General features: G+C 38.0%; 16 protein-coding genes, 7 tRNA genes, 3 rRNA genes and 1 other RNA gene. 21 read left to right on the top strand and 6 right to left on the bottom strand.

Annotation, left to right across the window (positions count from 1 at the left end; genetic code table 11):
- Positions 1 to 53 precede the first annotated feature (53 nt).
- On the top strand, positions 54 to 632 hold the full coding sequence (hisB, locus tag JH146_RS06145) for an imidazoleglycerol-phosphate dehydratase HisB (RefSeq protein WP_048202163.1): 579 nt from the start codon (positions 54 to 56) through the stop codon (positions 630 to 632).
- On the opposite strand, the gene JH146_RS06140 is transcribed toward hisB, so the two are convergent.
- Entirely contained in the window at positions 627 to 1,754 is a 1,128-nt protein-coding gene (locus JH146_RS06140; protein ID WP_048202162.1) for an amidohydrolase family protein, read from the bottom strand. The two genes, hisB and JH146_RS06140, sit on opposite strands and share 6 nt — an antisense overlap.
- A gap of 24 nt (positions 1,755 to 1,778) precedes the next feature.
- Between JH146_RS06140 and JH146_RS06135 the strand changes: the two genes are divergently transcribed.
- From JH146_RS06135 to JH146_RS06125, 3 genes are read left to right on the top strand one after another with little or no spacing between them, the layout of a single operon-like run.
- Positions 1,779 to 2,753 carry a mechanosensitive ion channel family protein gene (locus JH146_RS06135; RefSeq protein ID WP_048202161.1) on the top strand — a complete coding sequence of 325 codons (975 nt, stop codon included), beginning with the start codon at positions 1,779 to 1,781 and terminating at the stop codon, positions 2,751 to 2,753.
- Positions 2,754 to 2,758: 5 nt separating this feature from the next.
- Positions 2,759 to 3,853, top strand: a complete 1,095-nt coding sequence (locus JH146_RS06130) for a hypothetical protein (RefSeq protein WP_048202160.1) — start codon at positions 2,759 to 2,761, stop codon at positions 3,851 to 3,853.
- Positions 3,837 to 5,618, top strand: a complete 1,782-nt coding sequence (locus JH146_RS06125; protein ID WP_048202159.1) for a DNA-directed DNA polymerase II small subunit — start codon at positions 3,837 to 3,839, stop codon at positions 5,616 to 5,618. The genes JH146_RS06130 and JH146_RS06125 overlap by 17 nt, the downstream gene beginning before the upstream one ends.
- Before the next feature lie 388 nt (positions 5,619 to 6,006).
- Here the strand turns inward: JH146_RS06125 and JH146_RS06120 are convergent, their stop codons facing one another.
- Positions 6,007 to 6,495: a hypothetical protein gene (locus JH146_RS06120; RefSeq protein ID WP_048202158.1), complete on the bottom strand. Its 489-nt coding sequence runs from the start codon at positions 6,493 to 6,495 to the stop codon at positions 6,007 to 6,009.
- A 79-nt stretch (positions 6,496 to 6,574) separates the two neighbouring features.
- Here JH146_RS06120 and JH146_RS06115 point away from each other — a divergent pair, with 79 nt between their 5' ends.
- Genes JH146_RS06115 through JH146_RS06105 form a run of 3 tightly spaced genes read left to right on the top strand, consistent with a single transcriptional unit; the run spans position 6,575 to position 9,136 of the window.
- Entirely contained in the window at positions 6,575 to 7,255 is a 681-nt protein-coding gene (locus tag JH146_RS06115) for a HisA/HisF family protein (protein ID WP_048202157.1), read from the top strand.
- Between the two features lie 16 nt (positions 7,256 to 7,271).
- A complete protein-coding gene (hmgA, locus tag JH146_RS06110) occupies positions 7,272 to 8,489 on the top strand; it encodes a hydroxymethylglutaryl-CoA reductase (NADPH) (protein ID WP_048202156.1) in 1,218 nt (405 codons plus the stop codon).
- Between the two features lie 2 nt (positions 8,490 to 8,491).
- The gene (locus tag JH146_RS06105; RefSeq protein WP_048202155.1) at positions 8,492 to 9,136 is read left to right on the top strand and encodes a stage II sporulation protein M; all 645 of its coding nucleotides are present in this window, start codon (positions 8,492 to 8,494) and stop codon (positions 9,134 to 9,136) included.
- 147 nt (positions 9,137 to 9,283) lie between these two features.
- Here JH146_RS06105 and JH146_RS06100 read toward each other — a convergent pair whose 3' ends face one another.
- Positions 9,284 to 9,427, bottom strand: coding sequence for a 50S ribosomal protein L40e (locus JH146_RS06100; protein ID WP_010870213.1), 144 nt, complete (start codon positions 9,425 to 9,427; stop codon positions 9,284 to 9,286).
- Between the two features lie 151 nt (positions 9,428 to 9,578).
- On the bottom strand, positions 9,579 to 10,088 hold the full coding sequence (locus tag JH146_RS06095) for a DUF367 family protein (protein ID WP_048202154.1): 510 nt from the start codon (positions 10,086 to 10,088) through the stop codon (positions 9,579 to 9,581).
- Between the two features lie 84 nt (positions 10,089 to 10,172).
- On the opposite strand from JH146_RS06095, the gene JH146_RS06090 reads away from it, so the two are divergent.
- The 14 genes from JH146_RS06090 to JH146_RS06030 all read left to right on the top strand — a co-directional run bounded on the left by JH146_RS06090 (position 10,173) and on the right by JH146_RS06030 (position 19,859).
- Positions 10,173 to 11,534, top strand: a complete 1,362-nt coding sequence (locus JH146_RS06090; protein WP_081874479.1) for an MATE family efflux transporter — start codon at positions 10,173 to 10,175, stop codon at positions 11,532 to 11,534.
- A 28-nt stretch (positions 11,535 to 11,562) separates the two neighbouring features.
- Positions 11,563 to 12,618, top strand: coding sequence for a TIGR01177 family methyltransferase (locus tag JH146_RS06085; RefSeq protein ID WP_048202153.1), 1,056 nt, complete (start codon positions 11,563 to 11,565; stop codon positions 12,616 to 12,618).
- Between the two features lie 132 nt (positions 12,619 to 12,750).
- Positions 12,751 to 12,827, top strand: a tRNA-Phe gene (locus JH146_RS06080).
- Positions 12,828 to 12,835: 8 nt separating this feature from the next.
- A tRNA-Asn gene (locus tag JH146_RS06075) sits at positions 12,836 to 12,911 on the top strand.
- A 28-nt stretch (positions 12,912 to 12,939) separates the two neighbouring features.
- Positions 12,940 to 13,017: transfer RNA gene (locus JH146_RS06070), tRNA-Ile, on the top strand.
- Between the two features lie 17 nt (positions 13,018 to 13,034).
- Positions 13,035 to 13,109: transfer RNA gene (locus JH146_RS06065), tRNA-Glu, on the top strand.
- Positions 13,110 to 13,149: 40 nt separating this feature from the next.
- Positions 13,150 to 13,237 (top strand) — tRNA-Leu (locus tag JH146_RS06060).
- Positions 13,238 to 13,248: 11 nt separating this feature from the next.
- Positions 13,249 to 13,320, top strand: a tRNA-His gene (locus JH146_RS06055).
- A gap of 199 nt (positions 13,321 to 13,519) precedes the next feature.
- Positions 13,520 to 14,998 (top strand): 16S ribosomal RNA (locus JH146_RS06050).
- A 64-nt stretch (positions 14,999 to 15,062) separates the two neighbouring features.
- Positions 15,063 to 15,135, top strand: a tRNA-Ala gene (locus JH146_RS06045).
- Between the two features lie 99 nt (positions 15,136 to 15,234).
- Positions 15,235 to 18,239, top strand: a 23S ribosomal RNA gene (locus tag JH146_RS06040).
- 68 nt (positions 18,240 to 18,307) lie between these two features.
- Positions 18,308 to 18,422: ribosomal RNA gene (gene rrf, locus JH146_RS06035) — 5S ribosomal RNA — on the top strand.
- The 16S, 23S and 5S rRNA genes sit together here with 7 tRNA genes alongside, the layout of an rRNA operon.
- Before the next feature lie 68 nt (positions 18,423 to 18,490).
- Positions 18,491 to 18,748: RNase P RNA component (rnpB, locus tag JH146_RS08505), an RNA gene on the top strand.
- Between the two features lie 142 nt (positions 18,749 to 18,890).
- On the top strand, positions 18,891 to 19,859 hold the full coding sequence (locus tag JH146_RS06030; RefSeq protein ID WP_048202152.1) for a hypothetical protein: 969 nt from the start codon (positions 18,891 to 18,893) through the stop codon (positions 19,857 to 19,859).
- Here the strand turns inward: JH146_RS06030 and JH146_RS06025 are convergent, their stop codons facing one another.
- Both JH146_RS06025 and hypF read right to left on the bottom strand, forming a co-directional pair.
- Complete coding sequence (locus JH146_RS06025) at positions 19,860 to 20,861, bottom strand: sn-glycerol-1-phosphate dehydrogenase (RefSeq protein ID WP_173400856.1); 1,002 nt, start codon at positions 20,859 to 20,861, stop codon at positions 19,860 to 19,862.
- Between the two features lie 4 nt (positions 20,862 to 20,865).
- Positions 20,866 to 23,136: a carbamoyltransferase HypF gene (gene hypF / locus JH146_RS06020; protein WP_048202150.1), complete on the bottom strand. Its 2,271-nt coding sequence runs from the start codon at positions 23,134 to 23,136 to the stop codon at positions 20,866 to 20,868.
- Between the last annotated feature and the right edge of the window lie 71 nt (positions 23,137 to 23,207).

The following is a 23,207-nucleotide window of genomic DNA, read 5'->3' as shown; positions in this document are numbered from 1 at the left end:
TCTTTTTTAAGATAAATTTAAATTATTTTTTAGTAAAAACGTCTGGTGGGAATATGAGAGTTTTTGAAGTAATGAGAGAAACAAAAGAAACAAATGTTTATTTAAAAATAAACATCGATGGTACTGGAAAATATAAAATAGATACTGGAATTCCATTTTTTGACCATTTATTGGCATCTTTTGCTAAACATGGATGTTTTGATTTGATTGTTAAGGCAAGAGGAGATTTGGAGATTGATGACCACCACACTGTTGAAGATGTTGGAATTTGCTTAGGTTTAGCTCTAAACCAGATTGAAAAAAGGAATATTTTTAGGTTTGGATGGGCAATAATTCCAATGGATGATGCAAGAGCTACAGTAGCTATTGATTTAAGTGGGAGAAGTTATTGTGTAGGAAATTATAAACCAGAGAGAGAATATATCGGAGATTTAGCAACTGAAAACATAAATCACTTTTTTGAATCAGTAGCAAGCTATGGAATGCTAAATATACACTATGAAGTAATTGGAAAAAATGAACATCACAAGGCAGAGGCATTATTTAAGGCATTTGGCGTTGCTTTAGATTTAGCTACAAAAATTGATGAGAGAAAAGGAATTATAAGCACTAAAGGAGAAGTAAAGCTATAAATTTATACAAAAACTAAAATCTACAACATCCCCTTTCTCACATCTTGTAACAACTGAAGCAATAATATTCTTAGAAAATAATATAGCATTTGTTGGTTTTATGAAGGTGAATACAGCCTTAAAGCCCTCATCTATCAAACCAACATTCTCAAGCTTTAATATCTTTGCATTGTTTATTGTTGCCATTCTTAAAATATCCTTTGGCTCTATGTGATAGAGCTTATAAATGAAGTCCATTTCTTTAAATATTGATGGAGAGTTTGCCATAAAGTTATCTGTCCCAATCCCAACCAATAAATTATCATTGAGCTCATTTAATTTTGGCATACCTACATTAAATGATAGATTAGCCCTAACACATGCAACAACTGGAATATTGTTTTCTTTTAGTAGCTCTAAATCATTATTTGTGAGATGAGTTCCATGAACAATAAAATCTGGTTTTATTCCTAAATCTACCAATCTCTCAACTTCTGTCATACCATATTTGTTTAAACTATATTCTACAGCCCCTTTATGCTCAGCTGCATGTATAGCAAATAATTTCTTATCATCTTTTTCTTTAAATCTCTTAAAAATTCTAAAAATTAGTTTTAGCTCATCATCCTCAAACTCATTAGCCCCACTTAACCCCAAACCATTAGAGTTTTTTAAAACTTCTTCAATCTCATCTTTATCAACTTTTGTAGGTCTTCCTAAGATTATTGCCTTTGGATAATCGTAGCATTTTAAAGCAGTTTTTAATAAATTAATCCCCCTAACCCCATTTTCTCTAAAATCACAAAAATACTTTATTCCATGTTCTCTCATATCTTCTAAACCAAGTTTCATTCCTTCAACCAATATATCATCACTACACTCAGCTAAATATCTATGTTTTAGCCCATTTGGTGGTTTCACTAACTCATCCAAAGTTTTATTAATCCCTATATCCTTTATACTATTATCAGCAATATGAGTGTGGGCATTTATAAGTGGGGGAATAACAAGCCCTTTAAACTCAAAAACTTCTCTCTCATTATATTCATTTGTAAAACCTTTAATTATTCCTTCTTCAATAACTAAAGTCCCTTTTCTTAGCTCAAAATCTTCCCCATATAAAAATTGGCTTTTTAATAACAAAAGAATCACCGTTGAGGTTTATTTATGATTAACAGCAAGTTAAAATTAGGAATAAAAGTAGTATTATTAATATTTTTACTGCACAGCCTTATATCAGTTTTTAATTTAGAGACATATATAGGGCTATTTACCAAATATCAAAATCAAATAATGATTATTGCTATTATTATTTTATCTGGGCTTATTATTGTGGATATTGCATCCGAGATATTTAGAAAATATGCAAGGGAAAGGGAAGAGAAGGCTGGAGAATATCTAACTCTAAACTATATTTTTAAATATCTTGTCTATGTTTGTGTTGCTTTGATGATTTTTGGTGTTCTCTATCAAAATGTATCATCATTAGTTGTTTCAGTTGGTTTAATTGGGGCGGCTATAACTTACGCTTTACAAAAACCAATTTTAAACTTTGCTGGGTGGATTATCATCCTATACACAAGAACAATAAAAATTGGGGATAGGATTTATATTAAAAATGTTGGAGCTGGAGATGTATTTGATATAGATACTCAGCACATCTACTTAAGTGAATTAACCTTAGACACATTAGATTCTACTGGAAGGGTTTTAGTTATACCAAATTCCTATATATTCACAACATCTATAATCAATTTCACAAAAGGAACACCATATATTTGGGATTATATTGTTATACATTTTACATATAATAGCAATATAAAGAAAGCTGAAGAGATTGTTTTTTCTTCAGTTAGTGAAGTTGTTGGAGATTTAATGAAAAAATTGGCTGAAAGATGGTCAAAGAGAAAATATTTAATATCAAAAAGCCTATGTGATGAACCATTAATGAGAGTTGGAATAACCAGAAGTTCTATCTATGTAAAAGCGGTTTATTTAGTAAATACCTATGAAAAGGCTAAAGTAAAAAGTGAAATTTATAGAAAAATTCTACAGAAAATTGAAAAAGAAAATGATGTAAAATTAGCTTATCCACACATCAAAGCTATTATTGAATCAGAAAACAACTTTAAAAACACGTGATTGCTATGCTTTTAGAATATTTGGATGAATTTAAGGATATTGATTTTTTAAAAGCTTTGAAAGATTATGAGCTGCTAATATTATCTAAATTAAAATATATCTTTGAAGGAAGTAATGAATATGAGCTGGATTTGAGGAATTTTTTAAGATTTGAGAACTTAGAGAGGGATAAGTTAGATTCTTTAATTGATTATCTTCTAATTATCCTCTTATCTCATACACCATATTTCAATGCATTTGTAAAAAATTATGCTGAAATGAAAAAATTTGACGTGTTAAAAAATCTTCCAAACAAAATTTCTGTTTGGGAGTTTATAAAAACTGCTTCAAAATCAAGAAATAATGATTTACACTTAGAGAGATTAGATTTAGAAAATGGTTATGTGGATGTAACTGAAGTTAAAGAAATTTACGCAAGAGAATTTATTAGAGTAGAGTTAAAAAAACTTGGAGACATGGCAAAGCAGGCAAAATTACCAGACGAAGATATAATAAAAGATTTATTAAATGAGATTAACAACTACCTAAAAGATAAAGTTAAGTATGAACAAATTGAAGGAATCAAAGCATTAAACTATAAAGGAAACATCCCGTTAGAATGGCATCCACCGTGTATTAGAGGAATTTTAAACGACATTTTAAGTGGTGGTTCCCCTTCTCATTATGCAAGAAGGAGTTTTGTTGTATATTGGTTTTGTGCTAAATTTAATCCTAATTTAAGACCTTTAAACGATAAGGGAGAGTTGGTTAATATCCCCGCTACCGATATAGCTTCTGAGGAGGAAATTGAGAGATTTATTGATGAGATAATTGAGATGTTTAAGAACGTGGAAGATTTTGATGAGAAGAAGACGAGATACTACATCAGCCACAATATTGGCTATAAAGTAGCTGACCATATAACTCATTGTGAATACTGCAAAAACTGGCAATCTGATGGAGGGAAAGGATTAAGTTATTACTGCAAACCAGATGAGATTTGTAAAAAGAAATTTATCATTCATCCTTTAGATTATCTCTGCTATAATATAAATAGACATCTAAAAAAGGAGAGATTTAAGAAGATGAAAAAGGAGGATAGAAATGGAAATAATAAATAAATTTTTAGATTTAGAAGTTTTATTATCACCAACTGTTTATGAAAAGTTGAAAAATTTTAATGAAAGTGAAATTAGCAATTTAATTGAAAAAATTGGAGAATTTAAAAAATACAACGATGCCTTTATTTTGTTGGATGAGAAGTTCTTAGAAATTTTTTTACAAAAAGATTTGAATGAAATAATATATGAATATAAGGATTTTGACTTCATATTTTACTACACCGGAGAAGAAGAAAAAGTAGAAGAACCTGAAGAAGGAGAAGAAGAAATTGAAGAAAAAATTAAAGAAGAAGTAGAAAAAATAGAATTTATAAAAAAAGAACAAAAGGAACAATTTATAAAAAAATCTGATGAAGATGTTGAAGAAAAATTAAAACAACTAATTTCCAAAGAAGAGAAAAAAGAAGATTTTAATGCTGAGAGAGCTAAAAGATATGAAAACATAACAAAAATAAGAGAAAGTGTAAGTAGCAGAATAAAGTGGATAGCTAAGGATATAGACGCTATAATAGAGATTTATGACGATTCAGATGTTTCTGGAAAATCTACATGCACTGGAACTATTGAGGACTTTGTTAAATACTTTAGAGACAGATTTGAAAGATTAAAAATATTTATTGAAAGAAAGGCTCAAAGAAAAGGTTATCCTCTAAAAGATATAAAAAAGATGAAAGGGCAGAAGGATATTTTTGTTGTAGGAATTGTTAGTGATGTTGATACTGCAAGAAATGGGAGTTTAATAGTTAGAATTGAAGATACTGAGGATGAATTAACATTAATTTTACCAAAAGAAAAGATTGATACTGGGCAGTTACCAGATGATATTTTATTGGATGAAGTTATTGGAGCTATTGGAGTTGTTAGCAAATCTGGAAGCTCAATATACGTTGATGAAATTATACGACCAGTATTTCCACCAAAAGAACCAAGAAGAATTGATGAAGAAATATACATGGCATTTTTATCAGATATTCACGTTGGAAGTAAAGAGTTTCTACATAAAGAGTTTGAGAAATTTGTTAGATTTTTAAATGGAGATGTTGATAATGAATTAGAAGAAAAAGTTGTTAGCAGATTAAAATACATCTGCATTGCTGGAGATTTGGTTGATGGAGTTGGTGTTTATCCTGGGCAAGAAGAGGATTTGTATGAAATAGATGTTATTGAGCAGTATAAAGAGATAGCAATGTATTTAGAGCAAATTCCAGAGCACATAAGTATAATCATCTCACCAGGAAACCACGATGCCGTTAGACCAGCAGAACCTCAACCAAAATTGCCAGATAAAATAACAAAGTTATTTAATAGAGATAATATTTACTTCGTTGGAAATCCGTGTGTTCTCAATATACACGGCTTTGATACTTTGTTATATCACGGTAGAAGCTTTGACGACTTAGTCGGACAAATAAGGACTGCAAACTATGAAAATCCAGTAACTATTATGAGAGAGTTGATAAAAAGAAGATTACTCTGTCCAACTTATGGAGGAAGGTGTCCAATAGCCCCAGAACATAAAGATTACTTAGTTATAGATAGAGATATTGATATCTTACACACTGGACATATACACATTAATGGTTATGGGATTTATAGAGGAGTTGTTATGGTTAATAGTGGGACTTTCCAAGAGCAAACAGATTTCCAGAAGAGAATGGGAATTAGCCCTACACCTGCAATAGTTCCAATAATAAATTTGGCCAAGGTTGGAGAGAAAGGGCATTATTTAGAATGGGATAGAGGAGTTTTAGAGGTTAGATATTGATTTAAGAATTTTTTATTGGAGGATGAGAATGAGCTTTGTATCAACTATGAAAAAAGTGTATAAAAGCATAAAATACCTATACACTGATAAAAATTGGAATATGATGGATAACATTTTCTTAATGCTGATAATTTCTTTTTCAATTTTTTGGAAATTATTTATCTAAAATAATTACTGCTAATGAATCTCTTTTTCTGCTAAATACTCTAATATTTATGTTGATATTACTACCCATACTTATTAGGCATTTGATATTTCGTAAAACCTACGAAATGTTTAATCGATTTAAATTCGCATCTGCATTTATAAAATTAATGCTTATAATTAGTGTATTGGTGTCAATAGTAGCAGTTATTGAACTCATCTACATAATTGTAGCAATAAATGTTTAGAAATCTACAAACATAGCAATGAAGAGCAACAGTACAACAATTACAATTGGAACTAAGACAAATGCAATTATTTGGTTTGGTATTCCAAAATAACTCAATAACTTAGGGACAAAATACAAATATAAAAATACAAATAGTGTCAAAATATCCAATGTCAATGTAGTTTTTGAGATTTTAATAGATAACAATTTTTTATGGACAATGATTTCAAAAAGGACATTAGCAATAACACGAATAACAACAAAAACTATGAGAAAAACCATAATATTAAATTTAAGGTTAAGTAGTTTAATAAGGAGCATTGTTGTAGCTAAGCTAACCAATGTTACAATTACATCATCTCTTTTAATGTTTTTGTAGTTGAATAGGTCTTTAAAGCTTTTGTCAATCCCAATCATTTTATTAAGTAGCATCTCTAAACAATACACAAATATTAATCCAAAAATAAATATTGACGCAACAAGAATTACAATACCAATATCCATTCTCCCACCAATTTGATTATGATTAATAATTTTAATATTATCAATTTAAATTTTTCCATTAAATAATTTTGGTGAGAAGATGCAAATAATTCCAGTTATTGATTTAAAAGACAAGATAGCTGTGCATGGAAAGAGTGGAAACAGAGATGAATATAAACCACTAAAATCAGTTATCTGCAAATCATCAAATCCAATTGATGTAGCAATGGCTTACAAAGAAAGAGGAGCTGAAACTATTTACATAGCTGATTTAAATGCTATAATCGGAAATGGAAATAATTTTGAAATTATAAAAGAGATAGATTTTGTAAATAAAATTGTAGATATTGGGATAAAAAAAAGAGAGGACTTGGAAAATATTAAAAAATTTTTAAATAAAAAAGATAGGGCAATAGTGGCAACAGAGACATTAAAGGAAATTGAGTTAATTAAAGAAAAAGATATAGTTGTTAGCTTAGATTTCAAAAATGGAAAGCTTTTAAACTATAACTTAGATGAGATACTGTCATATGTTAGAGAAGATACTCCACTAATAATCTTAGATATTTCTTCAGTTGGAACTCAAAGAGGTATTAATGTAGAGCTTATAAAATATGTTTTAGATAAAACAAATAATCCAGTATATGTTGGTGGTGGAATTAAGGGGATGGAAGATTTAGAGCTATGCTATAATTTGGGAGTTGATGGAGTTTTGATAGCAACAGCAATACATAAAGGGATTTTAGATTTAGAGGAGATTATTAATAGATTTGGAAAATAAATTTTTTGGTGATAAAATGAATAACTATAATGATATTATTGAAAAGATGCTAAATGGAGAGTTAAAGCCATATCAATTGGATAAGATGTTTGGCTCAAAAATTGCCACTGAAATTAGAAGAAAATTTATTGAAAAGAAGGTTGGAATAGAGTTTAAGCATATCTGCAATTACTCAATAGATGAAGAAATGGCTATGAAAAAGAATATAGAGAATATGATTGGAGCTATACAAATTCCATTAGGTTTTGCTGGGCCTTTAAAGATTAATGGAGAATATGCAAAGGGAGAGTTTTACATCCCATTGGCTACAACTGAAGGAGCTTTAGTAGCTTCAGTTAATAGAGGTTGCTCAATAATAACAAAATGTGGGGGGGCAACTGTTAGGGTTATAGATGATAAGATGACAAGAGCTCCCTGCTTAAAAACAAAGAGTGTTGTAGATGCAATAAAAGTTAGAGATTGGATTAAAGAAAACTTTGAAAAGATAAAGGAAGTTGCTGAATCAACAACAAGGCATGGGAAATTAATAAGGATAGAACCAATTTTAATCGTTGGAAGAAACTTATATCCAAGATTTGTATTTAAAACTGGAGATGCTATGGGCATGAACATGGTTACAATTGCCACAGAAAAGGCATGCAACTTTATAGAGGAGGAGTTAAAAAAGGAAGGAGTATTTGTTAAAACAGTTGCTGTTAGTGGGAATGCCTGTGTAGATAAAAAACCAAGTGGAATGAATTTAATTAATGGAAGAGGTAAATCTATTGTAGCAGAGGTATTTTTAACAGAGAAGGAGGTTAATAAATATTTGAAAACAACATCTGAAGCAATTGCTGAGGTAAATAGGTTAAAGAATTATATAGGTTCAGCAATAAGCAACAGTATGGGATTCAATGCTCACTATGCAAATATTATTGGAGCTATATTCTTAGCTACTGGACAGGATGAGGCACAAATAGTTGAAGGTAGTTTAGGAATAACAATGGCAGAAGTTGAAGATAACGGACTATACTTTTCAGTTACACTTCCAGATGTTCCAATTGGGACTGTTGGAGGAGGAACAAGGGTTGAGACACAAAAAGAGTGCTTAGAGATGCTTGGGTGTTATGGAGATAATAAAGCTTTAAAATTTGCTGAGATTGTCGGAGGGGCTGTGTTGGCTGGAGAGCTATCTCTATTAGGAGCTTTAGCTGCTGGTCATTTAGGAAAAGCTCATCAAGAACTCGGTAGATAATTATGAGAGATGCTTATTTAATGATGGTCTTAATGGATGCATTGGAAGAGATATTTGATTTAAAAGAGATTATAAAAAGCCCTATAAAGAATAGAAAAGTTGTTTTATTTGTTAGTTTGGTTTTTATCTTATCTTTAGCAATTTCATATATTTTGGTGATTAATGTAAAATATTTCTCGTATTTAGGAGATATGGTCTTTCAAAACTTTCAAAAACATGTTGAAAATCTAAAAATCACGTTAAATGAGGATAGTTCAACAATAATATTGGCTATTTGGAAAAATAACTTAACTGTCTGTATTTTAAACTATATTATTGGGATTTTCTCACTATTTGTTATTGTAGTAAATTCCTATATTTTATCATATGTGCTCTACAAATTTGGTGCTGAAAGTTTTATTTATTTAGTTTTACCGCATGGAATTATTGAAATTCCTGCTTTAATACTTTCAGCATCAAGTGGGATTTTATTTAACATAGGATTAGTGAATTTCCTCACAAATATCAAATTTAGGACTAAAAGAGAGGTTTTACATTATATAAAAGAGTCTTTAAAGTTACTTGTTCTCTCTATAATCCTATTTATAGTTGCTGGAATTGTTGAAGGGACTATAACATTTAAAATAGCTAAAATCATGTTCTCTTAAAATTAAATCTTAGGTAAATATAAAAAAGAAAATAAAATAACTCATTTTATTTTCCATAGGATTTTGTCATATTTAGTATCTTAAAAATTAATAATGGGGGTATACCAATAGGGGGCGAAGCCCCCTATGGAATATAAAATAACTCGTTTATCCTCTCGGTTCTTTTGCTTTTGGTCTTAAACCTTTGTATCCACATTTTCTACATTTTGTAGCTCTCCAAGGGTTTCTTGCATTACATCTCATACAAATCTTTTTCATAAATAACCTTTTCATTGCTTCTTCAAATGGCATTTTATCACCTAATAAGATTTTTGATAATTTTAATAACTTTACCACTATTAAAACTTTTGATTAAGGTATGTTTTTTGAACAGGAGTTTTTGCAATTAATATTATTTATTTAGAATTTTTATGCCTTTGGCATAAATAATTTCAATATAAATTCATCTCTGCAAAAACTCCTGTTGAATCTCTACAACTTCCATTGAATTTTTAGCATTTGAGTATCTCTCTAATAATTCATTATTAACATTTATAAATGTTTCTGCCCATTTGAAACAACCAGTTAAATCCAATGCCTCATCCTTAAAGTTAGTTATATATAAAGCGGCGATAAAAGCTTCTAATGTTGAAAGCATACATGGTTTACCATAATTTATTGGATTGCAAGCAATTAAAAACGGTAGAGACCTTTGATTTTTAAATTTAAATTTTTTAAACATTAACTCTGCTTCTTTCCATGAGCAATCAAGAGCCGTTATGCCAAATTTTTTCACTATCTTTTTATCTTCTGGAGACAAAGCTTTTTCAGCGTAAGGATTTAGAATTATTGAGTTTTTTGGAACTTTATAAGGGTTTTTTAACAAAATGGCTTTATTCATCTTAGCCATTTTTAAGGATGTGCATTTTTTTGGATTGCACTGATTTGCATGATATATGAAAAGCTTCGGCATTGTTATCACAATTTTGTGAAATGGTAAAGAAAATTAAGTTGTATAAGTAGTATTTATTTTTTACTGTTATTGTGGTGATAGACGATGAAAAATGTTGAAATATTGTTGGATGACCCAAAAAAAGCAGTAATTGAAGTATCAAAACCTATAATTGTTGCCACATTTATTGAATCAATTTACAGCTTAGTTGATAGTATCTGGGTTTCTGGATTAGGGGCAGATGCATTAGCTGCTGTGGGAGCGAGTTTTCCAATATTAATCAGCTTATATGCTGTCAGTTGGGGTTTGAGTATTGGGATTAGCTCCGGAATAGCAAGGAGAGTTGGAGCAAAAAATAAAGAAGAAGCTGATAAAGTTGCAAATCATGCAATTATATTGGCATTGATTGCTGGAATTTTGTATATTATAGCTGTATATCCAAATCTTGATACGCTATTTAGCTTAATGGGAACTTACGGATTATGTAAAAATCTTGCTATAGAGTATTCTAAAATACTGGTTTTAGGAACTGTTATATTTACAATCTGCGATGCGTTGTATGGAATATTTAGGGGGGAGGGGAATACAAAGATAGTTATGATAGCAAGTGTTTTAGGAACTTTAACAAACATCATCTTAGACCCAATATTCATCTACTTATTAAACTTAGGGATAAGTGGGGCAAGTTATGCAACGTTAATAGCTATAGTTGTATCTCTCTTAATTTTAGCTTATGAACTGTTTATAAAAAAATCATGTTATGTTACTGTTAAATTATCAAAATTTAAACCTGATTTAAAGATTATTACTGATTTAATTGGAGTTGGCATTCCATCAACATTTATAGAGATTACTGTTGCAGTATCATTTTTTATAATGACTTCAATAATTATGATGGTTGGGGATAGTAGAGGTTTAGCTGTCTATACTGGAGCTTTAAGGATAACTGAGTTTGGTTTTATTCCAATGTTAGGTTTGGCAAGTGGAGCAACATCAGTTATAGGAGCTACTTACGGAGCAAAGAGTTTTGAAAAATTAAAAACAGCTTATTTTTACACAATAAAAATTGGGGTTTTAATGGAAATTATTATAGTTGCTTTAATAATGCTTTTAGCTCCAATGTTGGCTTACTTATTTACTTACACTAAAGTTTCTATGGGAATTCATGAAGAACTTGTTGGAGCTTTAAGAATAGTTCCATTATATTTATTATTCACACCATTTATTTTAACAACATCCGCAATGTTCCAAGGAATTGGTAAAGGGGAAAAATCATTGATAATAGCCATATTTAGGTCTTTAATATGCCACATATTCTATGCTTACATATTTGCAGTAATTTTAGGATTAGGGATGTTTGGAATATATGGTGGTTTAGTGATTGGTGATTTCACGGCAGGAATGTTTGCATTTTTGTTTGGAATTTTAACAGTAAAAACATTAATCAAATATTCTAAAATAAATTAAAACTAAAAAATATTTTTGAGGGATAATTATGATTGGATATGTTTTAAATGGAGAGCATGAAGAAATTCCATTTGGAGAATTAATGGCATTATTGGAAATTTTTAACTATAATGGAAGTGTTGAGAGGTTAAAAAGATACGTTATAACTGAAGATAGTCCAGCTAAAGATGTTGTTAAAAGAAGTGGATATATAGATGAGGGGCATAGGATAATATTCAGATACAATTTAGAAGAGAAAGATATAAATTTGATAGATGAGATTACAAATGACTTTATTAACTCATTTAAAGAGTTTATAAAAAATAAAGACTATCCTGACATTGATGGGAGTAAATCATTTGCAGTTAGAGTTTTAAAGCTACATAAAGATGAGTTTACAAAATCCATAGACTCATTAAAGATTGAGAGAGAAATTGGAGGGATTATAAAATTAAAAACCAATGCAAAAGTAAATTTAACAAAACCAGATATATTAGTTAGAGTGGTTATCTTAGAAAACACATTTTTCATTTCTAATGTATTAGAGATGAGGGATAGAGAATATTTCCAAAAGAATAGGCCACATTTAAGAAAATACTTCCATCCTGGTTGTATGCTACCAAAACTTGCGAGAGCTATGGTAAATTTGGCGAGAGTTAAAGAAGGAAATGTTGTTTTAGACCCATTTTGTGGAACTGGAGGATTTTTAATTGAAGCTGGTTTAATTGGGGCTAAGCTTATTGGTTGTGATATAGATTGGAGAATGGCTTCTGGAACTTTAATCAACCTTGAAGAATACAACCTATTAGATAAAGTAATAAAGGTTAAGAGATTAGATGCCAAATACGTAAAAGAGTTCTTAAATGAATTAAACATAGAAAAAGTTGATGCTATCGTAACAGACCCTCCTTATGGGATATCGACAGCAAAAAAAGGTGAAATTGAAAAGATATTAGAAATTCTTCCTGAAGTTGTTAAAGAAAATGGATACTTTGTTTTTGCATATCCAAAAAAGATTGAGCTTGATATGAAATTAGAGGGACTTTATAAGGTATATATCCATAAGGGGCTGATTAGACACATCCATGTTTATAAGAAAATCTAATGTTACTACATTTACTAAAAATATTTATGAAAATTTATGAAAAATCAATTAAATTGTAAGTCAAATATTTAAATACCTAACCGAAAAGTTTATATATCTGAAATGTAATGCATAATTATGCAAACATTGGGTGCCGCGGTAGTTCAGCCTGGGAGAACGCTGGACTGAAGATCCAGTTGTCGGGTGTTCAAATCACCCCCGCGGCACCATTTTATGTGCCCCCATAGCTCAGATGGTAGAGCGACGGACTGTTAATCCGTAGGTCGCAGGTTCGAGTCCTGCTGGGGGCGCCATTAATTTTTATTTTTTTATGTCCGATATGGGCCCGTAGCTCAGCCTGGTCAGAGCGCTCGGCTCATAACCGAGTGGTCAAGGGTTCAAATCCCTTCGGGCCCACCATATAAAATCACTAATTAGCTCCGGTGGTGTAGTCCGGCCAATCATGCGGGCCTTTCGAGCCCGCGACCCGGGTTCAAATCCCGGCCGGAGCATCATTTGTCCTATTTTAAAGATAATTAAGATGTTATATGTGCAGGGGTCGCCAAGCCTGGCCAAAGGCGCTGGGCCTAGGACCCAGTCCCGTAGGGGTTCCAGGGTTCAAATCCCTGCCCCTGCACCATAGGTAAAGTGGCCGGGGTGGGGTAGTGGCCATCCTGGGGGACTGTGGATCCCCTGACCCGGGTTCAATTCCCGGTCCCGGCCCTTTTTTATTTTTTTAACCCTTATTGTTCTAATCCTAAAAACATTACATATAACAACTTCTCACTATAGGGTGCACTCGAAGGATGCGTCCCCAATCCGAAGGGGTTGGGGCTGAGGCAAGCCCACGACTGGTGGTGAAACCCCACAGCAACCAGCCGCAAGAAAGGTTTATCCTTTCTTGCGACCGTACTCCTACTTAATTCCGGTTGATCCTGCCGGAGGCCACTGCTATCGGGGTCCGACTAAGCCATGCGAGTCAAGGGGCTCCCTTCGGGGAGCACCGGCGCACGGCTCAGTAACACGTGGCTAACCTACCCTCGGGTGGGGGATAACCTCGGGAAACTGAGGCTAATCCCCCATAGGGGAGGAGGTCTGGAATGATCCCTCCCCGAAAGGCGTAAGCCGCCCGAGGATGGGGCTGCGGCGGATTAGGTAGTTGGTGGGGTAACGGCCCACCAAGCCTACGATCCGTACGGGCCCTGAGAGGGGGAGCCCGGAGATGGACACTGAGACACGGGTCCAGGCCCTACGGGGCGCAGCAGGCGCGAAACCTCCGCAATGCGCGAAAGCGCGACGGGGGGACCCCGAGTGCCCACGCTCTGCGTGGGCTTTTCCGGAGTGTAAACAGCTCCGGGAATAAGGGCTGGGCAAGTCCGGTGCCAGCAGCCGCGGTAATACCGGCGGCCCGAGTGGTGGCCACTGTTATTGGGCCTAAAGCGTCCGTAGCCGGCCCGGTAAGTCTCTGCTTAAATCCTGCGGCTCAACCGCAGGGCTGGCAGAGATACTGCCGGGCTTGGGACCGGGAGAGGCCGGGGGTACCCCAGGGGTAGCGGTGAAATGCGTTGATCCCTGGGGGACCACCTGTGGCGAAGGCGCCCGGCTGGAACGGGTCCGACGGTGAGGGACGAAGGCCGGGGGAGCAAACCGGATTAGATACCCGGGTAGTCCCGGCTGTAAACTCTGCGGACTAGGTGTCGCGTCGGCTTCGGGCCGACGCGGTGCCGAAGGGAAGCCGTTAAGTCCGCCGCCTGGGGAGTACGGTCGCAAGACTGAAACTTAAAGGAATTGGCGGGGGAGCACTACAACGGGTGGAGCCTGCGGTTTAATTGGATTCAACGCCGGGCATCTTACCAGGGGCGACGGCAGGATGAAGGCCAGGTTGACGACCTTGCCAGACGCGCCGAGAGGTGGTGCATGGCCGTCGTCAGCTCGTACCGTGAGGCGTCCTGTTAAGTCAGGTAACGAGCGAGACCCGTGCCCCATGTTGCTACCCTCCCCTCCGGGGGAGGGGCACTCATGGGGGACCGCCGGCGCTAAGCCGGAGGAAGGTGCGGGCAACGACAGGTCCGCATGCCCCGAATCCCCTGGGCTACACGCGGGCTACAATGGCCGGGACAATGGGACGCGACCCCGAAAGGGGGAGCGAATCCCCTAAACCCGGTCGTAGTCCGGATCGAGGGCTGTAACTCGCCCTCGTGAAGCCGGAATCCGTAGTAATCGCGCCTCACCATGGCGCGGTGAATGCGTCCCTGCTCCTTGCACACACCGCCCGTCACGCCACCCGAGTTGAGCCCAAGTGAGGCCCTGTCCGTAAGGGCAGGGTCGAACTTGGGTTCAGCGAGGGGGGCGAAGTCGTAACAAGGTAGCCGTAGGGGAACCTGCGGCTGGATCACCTCCTGAGAAAAAAGCGCTGGTTGCTGTGGGGCACCAAACCAGTCGTGGGCTTGCCTCATAGGGAAAGTGGGCCCGTAGCTCAGCTGGGAGAGCGCCGGCCTTGCAAGCCGGAGGCCGTGGGTTCAAATCCCACCGGGTCCACTATATATGCAACCTGCAACTCTAAAGAGTTGCAGGTGAAGGGCCTGAAAAACATGAGGGCCATGCATAGGCTTCCACATCCCGGTGAAATCTGGATACTCTGCCGGGCCACCAGCCCACCTGGTGGATGGCTCGGCTCGGGGCGCCGAGGAAGGGCGTGGCAAGCTGCGATAAGCCCGGGGGAGGCGCAGGCAGCCGTAGAACCCGGGATCCCCGAATGGGACTTCCTGCCCCATTTGGGGCGCTCCCGTTAGGGAGCGGGAACGCGGGGAAAAGAAGCATCCGAGTACCCGCAGGAAAAGAAACCAACAGGGATGCCGGGAGTAGGGGCGACCGAAACCGGCACAGGGCAAACCGAATCCCTGCCCGTAAGGGTAGGGAGATGTGGAGTTGCAGGGCCCCCAATATAGACCCCCACTGGGAAGCCGAAGTCCCCTGGAATGGGGCGCCATAGAGGGTGAAAGCCCCGTAGGCGTAACCAGTTGGGGGTCTTGGGGTGTCCCTGAGTACCGCGCGTTGGATATCGCGCGGGAAGCTGGGAGACATTAGGCTTCCAACCCTAAATACGTCCCGAGACCGATAGCGAACTAGTACCGTGAGGGAAAGCTGAAAAGCACCCCTTGCGGGGGGTGAAAAGAGCCTGAAACCAGGTGGGCACGGAATGGCACGGCCCGAAAGGTAACCACCCCGAAGGAAACTCCCGCGAGGGAGGAGTACGAGGGGTGGCATGCCGGGGTCGTGCCGTCCGTTTCGAAAAACGGGCCGGGGAGTGTACGGGTGTGGCGAGCCTAAGGGGTTCAACCCCGGAGGCGTAGGGAAACCGACATGCCCGCAGCCCTTATGGGCGAGGGGCGGGGTCTTAATGGGCCCGGAGTCACACCCGTACGACCCGAAACCGGGCGATCTAGGCCGGGGTAGGGTGAAGCCCCTCACCAGAGGGGTGGAGGCCCGCAGGGGTGTTACCGCGCAAAGTGCTCCTCTGACCCCGGTCTAGGGGTGAAAAGCCAATCGAGCCCGGAGATAGCTGGTTCCCCCCGAAATAACTCGCAGGTTAGCCGGGGGTTAGGTAGATGGCGGGGTAGAGCCACGGATAGGGTGTTTAGGGGGCGAAAGCCCTCGGCACCCTGTCAAACTCCGAACCCGTCATCGCCGTAGCCCCCGAGTGAGGGCATACGGGTAAGCCGTATGTCCGAGAGGGGAACAACCCGGACCCGGGTTAAGGCCCCTAAGTGCCGGCTAAGTGTAAATGAGAAGGGAGTCCCTGGCCTAAGACAGCGGGGAGGTTGGCTTAGAAGCAGCCATCCTTTAAAGAGTGCGTAACAGCTCACCCGTCGAGGTCAGGGGCCCCGAAGATAACGGGGGCTAAGCCGGCCGCCGAGACCCGGGGGGGCCGAAAGGCCATCCGGTAGGGGGGCGTCCCGCGGGGGTAGAAGCTCGGCCGTGAGGTCGGGTGGACCCCGTGGGAACGAGAATCCCGGCAGTAGTAACAGCAAAGTGGGGTGAGAATCCCCACCGCCGAAGGGGCCAGGTTTCCACAGCAACGGTCGTCAGCTGTGGGTTAGCCGGTCCTAACCCTCGGGGTAATTCCCTCGAGGGGAAAGGGAAGCGGGTTAATATTCCCGCGCCACCGGGGTACGTGCGGCAACGCAAGGCCAGCTCCTGACGCTTCGGGGTAGGCCGACCACCCCCGTCGGGGTGGCCAAGCGCATAAGCCCGGGGAGTGCCGTAATGGCGAGAACCGGGCAAAAGCGTGATGGGCCCTCCGTTAGGAGGGTTCGGCTGAGCCCTGGAGCCCGTGAAAAGGGAGCTGGCAAGGATCCCCGGTGACCGTACCCAGAACCGACACAGGTGCCCCTAGGCGAGTATCCTAAGGCGTGTCGGGAGAATCCGGCCCAGGGAAGTCGGCAAATTGGCCCCGTAACTTCGGGAGAAGGGGTGCCTGCGGTCTTCTCTAAATGAGGGGACCGCAGGTCGCAGTGGCCAGGGGGGTCCGACTGTTTAATAAAAACACAGGTCTTGGCTAGCCCGTAAGGGTGTGTACCAAGGCCGACGCCTGCCCAGTGCCGGTACGTGAAACCCGGGTACAACCGGGCGAAGCGCCGGTAAACGGCGGGGGTAACTATAACCCTCTTAAGGTAGCGAAATTCCTTGTCGGGTAAGTTCCGACCTGCATGAATGGCGTAACGAGACCCCCACTGTCCCGGGCCGGAACCCGGTGAACCTACCATTCCGGTGCAAAGGCCGGAGACCCCCAGTGGGAAGCGAAGACCCCGTGGAGCTTTACTGCAGCCTGTCGTTGGGGCATGGCCGTGGGTGCACAGCGTAGGTGGGAGCCGTCGAAGCCACCCCTCCGGGGGTGGTGGAGGCGCCCATGGGACACCACCCACCCATGGCCATGTCCCTAACCCCGCAAAGGGGGACACCGGCAGGTGGGCAGTTTGGCTGGGGCGGCACCCCCCTGAAAAGGCATCAGGGGGGCCCAAAGGTCGGCTCAGGCGGGTCAGAACTCCGCCGTGGAGTGCAAGGGCAAAAGCCGGCCTGACTTGGTCGGTAACAGAGGCCGACCAAGAGGCGAAAGCCGGGCCTAGCGAACCCCTGTGCCTCACCGATGGGGGCCAGGGATAACAGAAAAGCTACCCCGGGGATAACAGAGTTGTCGCGGGCAAGAGCCCATATCGACCCCGCGGCTTGCTACATCGATGTCGGTTCTTCCCATCCTGGGCCTGCAGCAGGGCCCAAGGGTGGGGCTGTTCGCCCATTAAAGGGGATCGTGAGCTGGGTTTAAACCGTCGTGAGACAGGTTGGTTGCTATCTGCTGGGGGTGTTGGCCGCCTGAGGGGAAGGTGGCTCTAGTACGAGAGGAACGAGCCGCCGGCGCCTCTGGTCTACCGGTTGTCCGACAGGGCATTGCCGGGCAGCTACGCGCTAAGGGATAAGGGCTGAAGGCATCTAAGCCCGAAACCCTCCCCGAAAATAGGCGGCCAGTCCCTTCGGGGACGAGGGCTCCCGTAGAAGACGGGGTTGATAGGCCGGGGGTGTAAGCGCCGAGGGCTCTGCCCGAGGCGTTCAGCCCGCCGGTACTAATCGCCCGAGGGCCCGGCAGGGTATCCAGACACTAAGCGGATGTGGAAGCCTATGCATGGCCTAAAAAAGGCCACCATTTATTTCTTGGTACGGCGGTCATAGCGGGGGGGCCACACCCGAACCCATCCCGAACTCGGAAGTTAAGCCCCCCAGCGATGCCCCGAGTACTGCCATCTGGCGGGAAAGGGGCGACGCCGCCGGCCACTTTTTATTATTTTTGAATAAAATATCGAAAAATTTAAATCTTAAAGTAAATCTTAAAGTTAAGCGGGTAAGGGGGCTGGTGACTTTCCCCTCTTTAAGAGGGGAGGAAGTTCCGCCCACCCCATTTATGGGCAGCGTCCCCTGAGAAGGGGCGGGAGGTGCAGCAGAAACGACACGGCTCCGGAAGAGATGACGATGATAGTGAAAGTTGAGGACTTCCGGAGAACCGGTGAAACGGGCATCTCCCCTGCCCGGGGTGCAAGCCGGTCTCGGCGCTTAGCCGAATGTCACCGAAATTACAGAAGGCGGGCTATAGCCCCCATACCCGCACTATTTTTTATTTTTTTAACTTATTGATTAATAAACTTAAATTAATAAATATAAACTATCTTTATCTAAAATTAAGGTTTTTATATATCAAAAAGTAAAATTAAATTTAAAAAAGAAATTAAAAATTGGGAGAAATCATGGATACTATTCTAAGTGGTAAGATTGTCCAAATAATTGTGGGGTATTTAAAAGAAAATATTTACTCTGAACAGATGATGAAACTTAGGATGAAGAGAATTTGTAGTTATGAAGAATTTTTACCAACATACTCATTAATAGAAAGGATTACCGAAGAAAATAAAGAGATAGCAATAAAAGTATATGAAAAAAATATTATCGTAGAGATTGTCAAAGATTTTAAAAATAAGGATTTAATAGACCTGTTTGAACTTAAAGAAGAGTTATTTGATGAAGCTTTAAGCTATTTAAAAAAATATGATGCAGATAAATTTTTAGAAAGCTACACTTTATACTGCTTTAGTGAGTACTCAGACCCTGACTCATTTATCAAAGAAAACAAGAGTATATTAACAAAACTTCTTAGAAATCAGTACGAAGATGTTCCAGAAGAATATATAAATGAATTATTAATGAACAAGATAAAATATTCTACAAAAGATTTAATTATCTTAGATTGGGACAATGGAATAATCCTAGATAAAAATGAAGATTTCTGGGAAGAAGTTGATATTATTGAGCTTGCATGTATTAGGGTTTTGAATTTAAGAGTATTTGACAGTATGCTAAGTGAGGCAATCCAATATTCCACAAGATTACAGTGGGAAAAGCTTGGATATTTTAGGTTGAAAAAATTATCTAAGGATTTATACTTACAGAGAATTAGCTATATATCATATTTTGATAGCATTGAAAATGTCCTTATGTTATATGGGGATAGATACTATGCCGAATTGTATGAAAGATTGTGTAAAATATTCCATGTCTCAGAGTGGATTAAAAGAGTAGAGAAAAAAATGGAAATGATTAGTGATATATACACAATGACAAGGCAACATTTAACAGAGTTTTATGGACTACTCTTAGAAGGCACAATTGTTGCTTTAATACTGTTAGAAATAATTTTAGCTTTAGCAAAAATTGTTTAATCAAATAATTCCTGTTTCTTCAGCTAATTTTTTTGCCTCTTCTCTACTTAACCCCTCTCTTAATATAGTCCATCTATTCCTTATTTTATGAGCTATGGTTAATGCCTCAATAATAATATCTTCATCAAATCCAAGTTCTTTAGCAGTTGTTGGAGCATCAACCTTTTTTAAACTCATTTTAATCTTTTCATGCAATCCAAATAATTTTTTATTCTCTTTCTCATGTAGATAGCTCATCATTATTGTTCCTATTCCACATTGCTCCCCATGTAAGGAATTAACATCTAAATTATATTCCTCTTTTAACTTATCCAAAGCGTGTGAAAAGAGATGCTCACTTCCAGAAGCTGGGCGAGATGAATTAGCTATAGCAATAGCAATTCCGCTCCCAACTAATGCTTTTACAAGTTTGTTGTGATACTCTGACAAGTCAGAATTTAAAACATAGCTTATTAATTCCTTGGCTATTGTTTTTGAGAATATAGCAGAGCTCTCACTATATTTCTCCCCTCTCTCTTTATAAGCTAATTTCCAATCTAAAACTGCAGTAATATTTGAAACAATATCTCCCATTCCAGCACTCAATAACCTCTTTGGGGATTTTTTTATTATCTCAGTATCAGCAATAATAGCTATTGGTGCATCTGCCATAAAAGAAGGTTGTTTTATAGATACAATTGGTGATGCTATACCATCATTTGATGCAGTTGTTGGCACACTAATAAATGGAATTCTTAATTTATAAGCCAAATATTTCCCAGTATCTATTGCCCTCCCCCCTCCAACACCAATTATACAATCATAGCCAATATATTTCTGCTCAATTATTTGAGAATTTAAGATTTCATCGTAATATTCAACATCATAGGAAAATTTACAGTATTTTTTTGTATTTCTTCCAGTCACAATTAGTGGATTTCTTAAGTTGAGCTTTTTTAAAACTTCTTCTATTTTATTAATCGCTCCATTTTCTATAATTGTATATCTTGGCGTTATAATTATCATCCTACCCCTCTCTAAATAAATAAGAAATACCTTGCCCAAAACTAATTCCCCCATCTCCATTAGGGACTCTTTGATGATAAATAAAATTAAAACCTTCTTTTTTTACATTAGCCATAATTCTTTCAGTTATTATTTTGTTATATGAAACTCCCCCAGTAATGCCTATAGCATTTATTCCAAATCTATTCGCTATTTTCTTAGCAATCTCAAATAAACCATCTGCTATATAAATATGAGCAAAGTATGCTATTTTTTCTCTACTTTCATTATTTAATAGCATCTCATAGGATTTGTAAATAAGTTCTGTAGTGTTCAATACATTATTTTTTATCCTTGGCTCTACCTCGATATCTCCTTTAAATCTATTTGCCACTGGCTCTAATCTTATACTTGGCTCTCCATCATAGGTTTTTTCAAAGCAAACCCCTAATAATGATGAAACAGCATCCAAAACCCTACCAGTAGATGTTGTTATTGGACAGTTGAGCTTCTTCTCAAGTTGAAATTTTAATAGCTTAAGTTCTTTTTCTGAAAAGAAATTGTATCCCTTTATAAAATCAAATACATCCTCACCAATGGCTTTATATAATATGGACAAAAGCATCCTCAAAGGATACTTAGTTGCTAAATCTCCCCCTAATTGATACTGCTCTTCTAAATGCCCTACTCTCTCCATCTTGCAATCTTTAAATAATAAAACTTCCCCTCCCCATATATTTCCATCCAACCCATAACCAACACCATCTAACGATAAAATTATTGCATCATCAAAATAGTTGTTATCTCCTAATAAGCTATAAGCATGTGCAAAGTGATGCTGGACTCTAAAAACCTCAACCCCAAATTTTTCTGCTAATTCCTCAGCTAATTTTGTTGAATTAAACTGAGGGTGTAAGTCACAAACAATAGCATCAATTTTATTTGTGTTTGTTAATCTTAAAATGTTATTTATAGCGTCTCTCAAATAGCAAAATGTTTCATACTTTGATGTATTACCAATATATTGAGTTAAATAAAACTTATTTCTCTTTACAATGCAAGCGGTTGAATTTAGCTCAGCACCAACACATAGAATATTTTTATTATTCTCAATATCAACCTTTATCGGCTCTGGGGCAAATCCCCTCGACCTTCTTAAAAAAACCAATCTATTAGCTACCTTTTTAACAACACTATCATCACATCTATTTACTATCCTTCTATTATGCAATAAAAAGTAATCAGCAATGTCATTGAGCTTTTTTAATATTTCATCATTATCCTTAACCATTGGTAAGCCAGGTAAGTTGGCAGAGGTCATAACATAGGCAATCTCTTTATCAAATAAAAGATAATGCAACCCACTATATGGAAGCATAACTCCAATAGTATCCAAATTAGAAACATACTTTGAAAAATATTTATCATAATCTTGATTCTTTCTTAAAACAACTATAGGTCTTCTTAAAGATACCAAAGCATTTTTTTCATCTTTATCAATTTCAGCAAACAGCTCTATATATTCTACTTTACTCATCACCGCAAATGGTTGTGTTGGTCTCCCCAATCTCTCTCTTAAATTTAATACTGGCTCATCTTCACTAACCTTGCAAGCTAAATGTGTTCCCCCAATTCCTTTTATAGCCAAGATTTTTCCTTCTTCTAATAATTTTACCGCCTCTCTAATTGCCTCATCCTTCTCAGCTATAATATCTTTTCCATCACTCAAAAATACTTTAGGTCCACAAATTGGGCAACAAGTAGCTTGAGCATGAAATCTCCTATCTAATGGATTTTTATATTCTTTTAAACATTCTCCACATAGAGGAAAGTCTCTCATTGAAGTATTTTCCCTATCATAGGGAAGTTTTTCAACTATAGTAAATCTCGGCCCACAGTTTGTGCAAGCAATAAATGGATATCTATATCTTCTATTATTTTTATCAAGCATTTCAGCTAAACAATCATCACATATTGCCACATCAGCTGGGATGGTTCCTTCTTCCTCTTCCTTAGTATTTTCACTATTTATAATATAAAAATCATCAAATTCTTTTGTTTCTTTAATCTCTTTAATGTCCAATTTATCAATTCTTGATAATGGTGGTTTTTTATTTTTTAAATCATTGATAAAATTTTCTATATCTTCTTTTTTTCCTTCAACAAATATTTCTACGTAATTTCCCATGTTTTTTACGTAGCCTTTTAAATTATTTTTCTTAGCTATTCTATAAACAAAAGGTCTAAATCCTACCCCTTGAACTATACCTTTAACTCTAATCTTTACTCCCATTTTTAACACCAAAGAATAATATCCCAATTTTATTTTAAATTTGATTATTATTAAAATTTTTAATATGTAGT

Source organism: Methanocaldococcus bathoardescens, from assembly GCF_000739065.1.
GTDB lineage: Archaea > AGJL01 > Methanococci > Methanococcales > Methanocaldococcaceae > Methanocaldococcus > Methanocaldococcus bathoardescens.
Note: the sequence above shows the minus strand (reverse complement) of the source record. Positions and strands in the feature narration are given on the sequence as shown.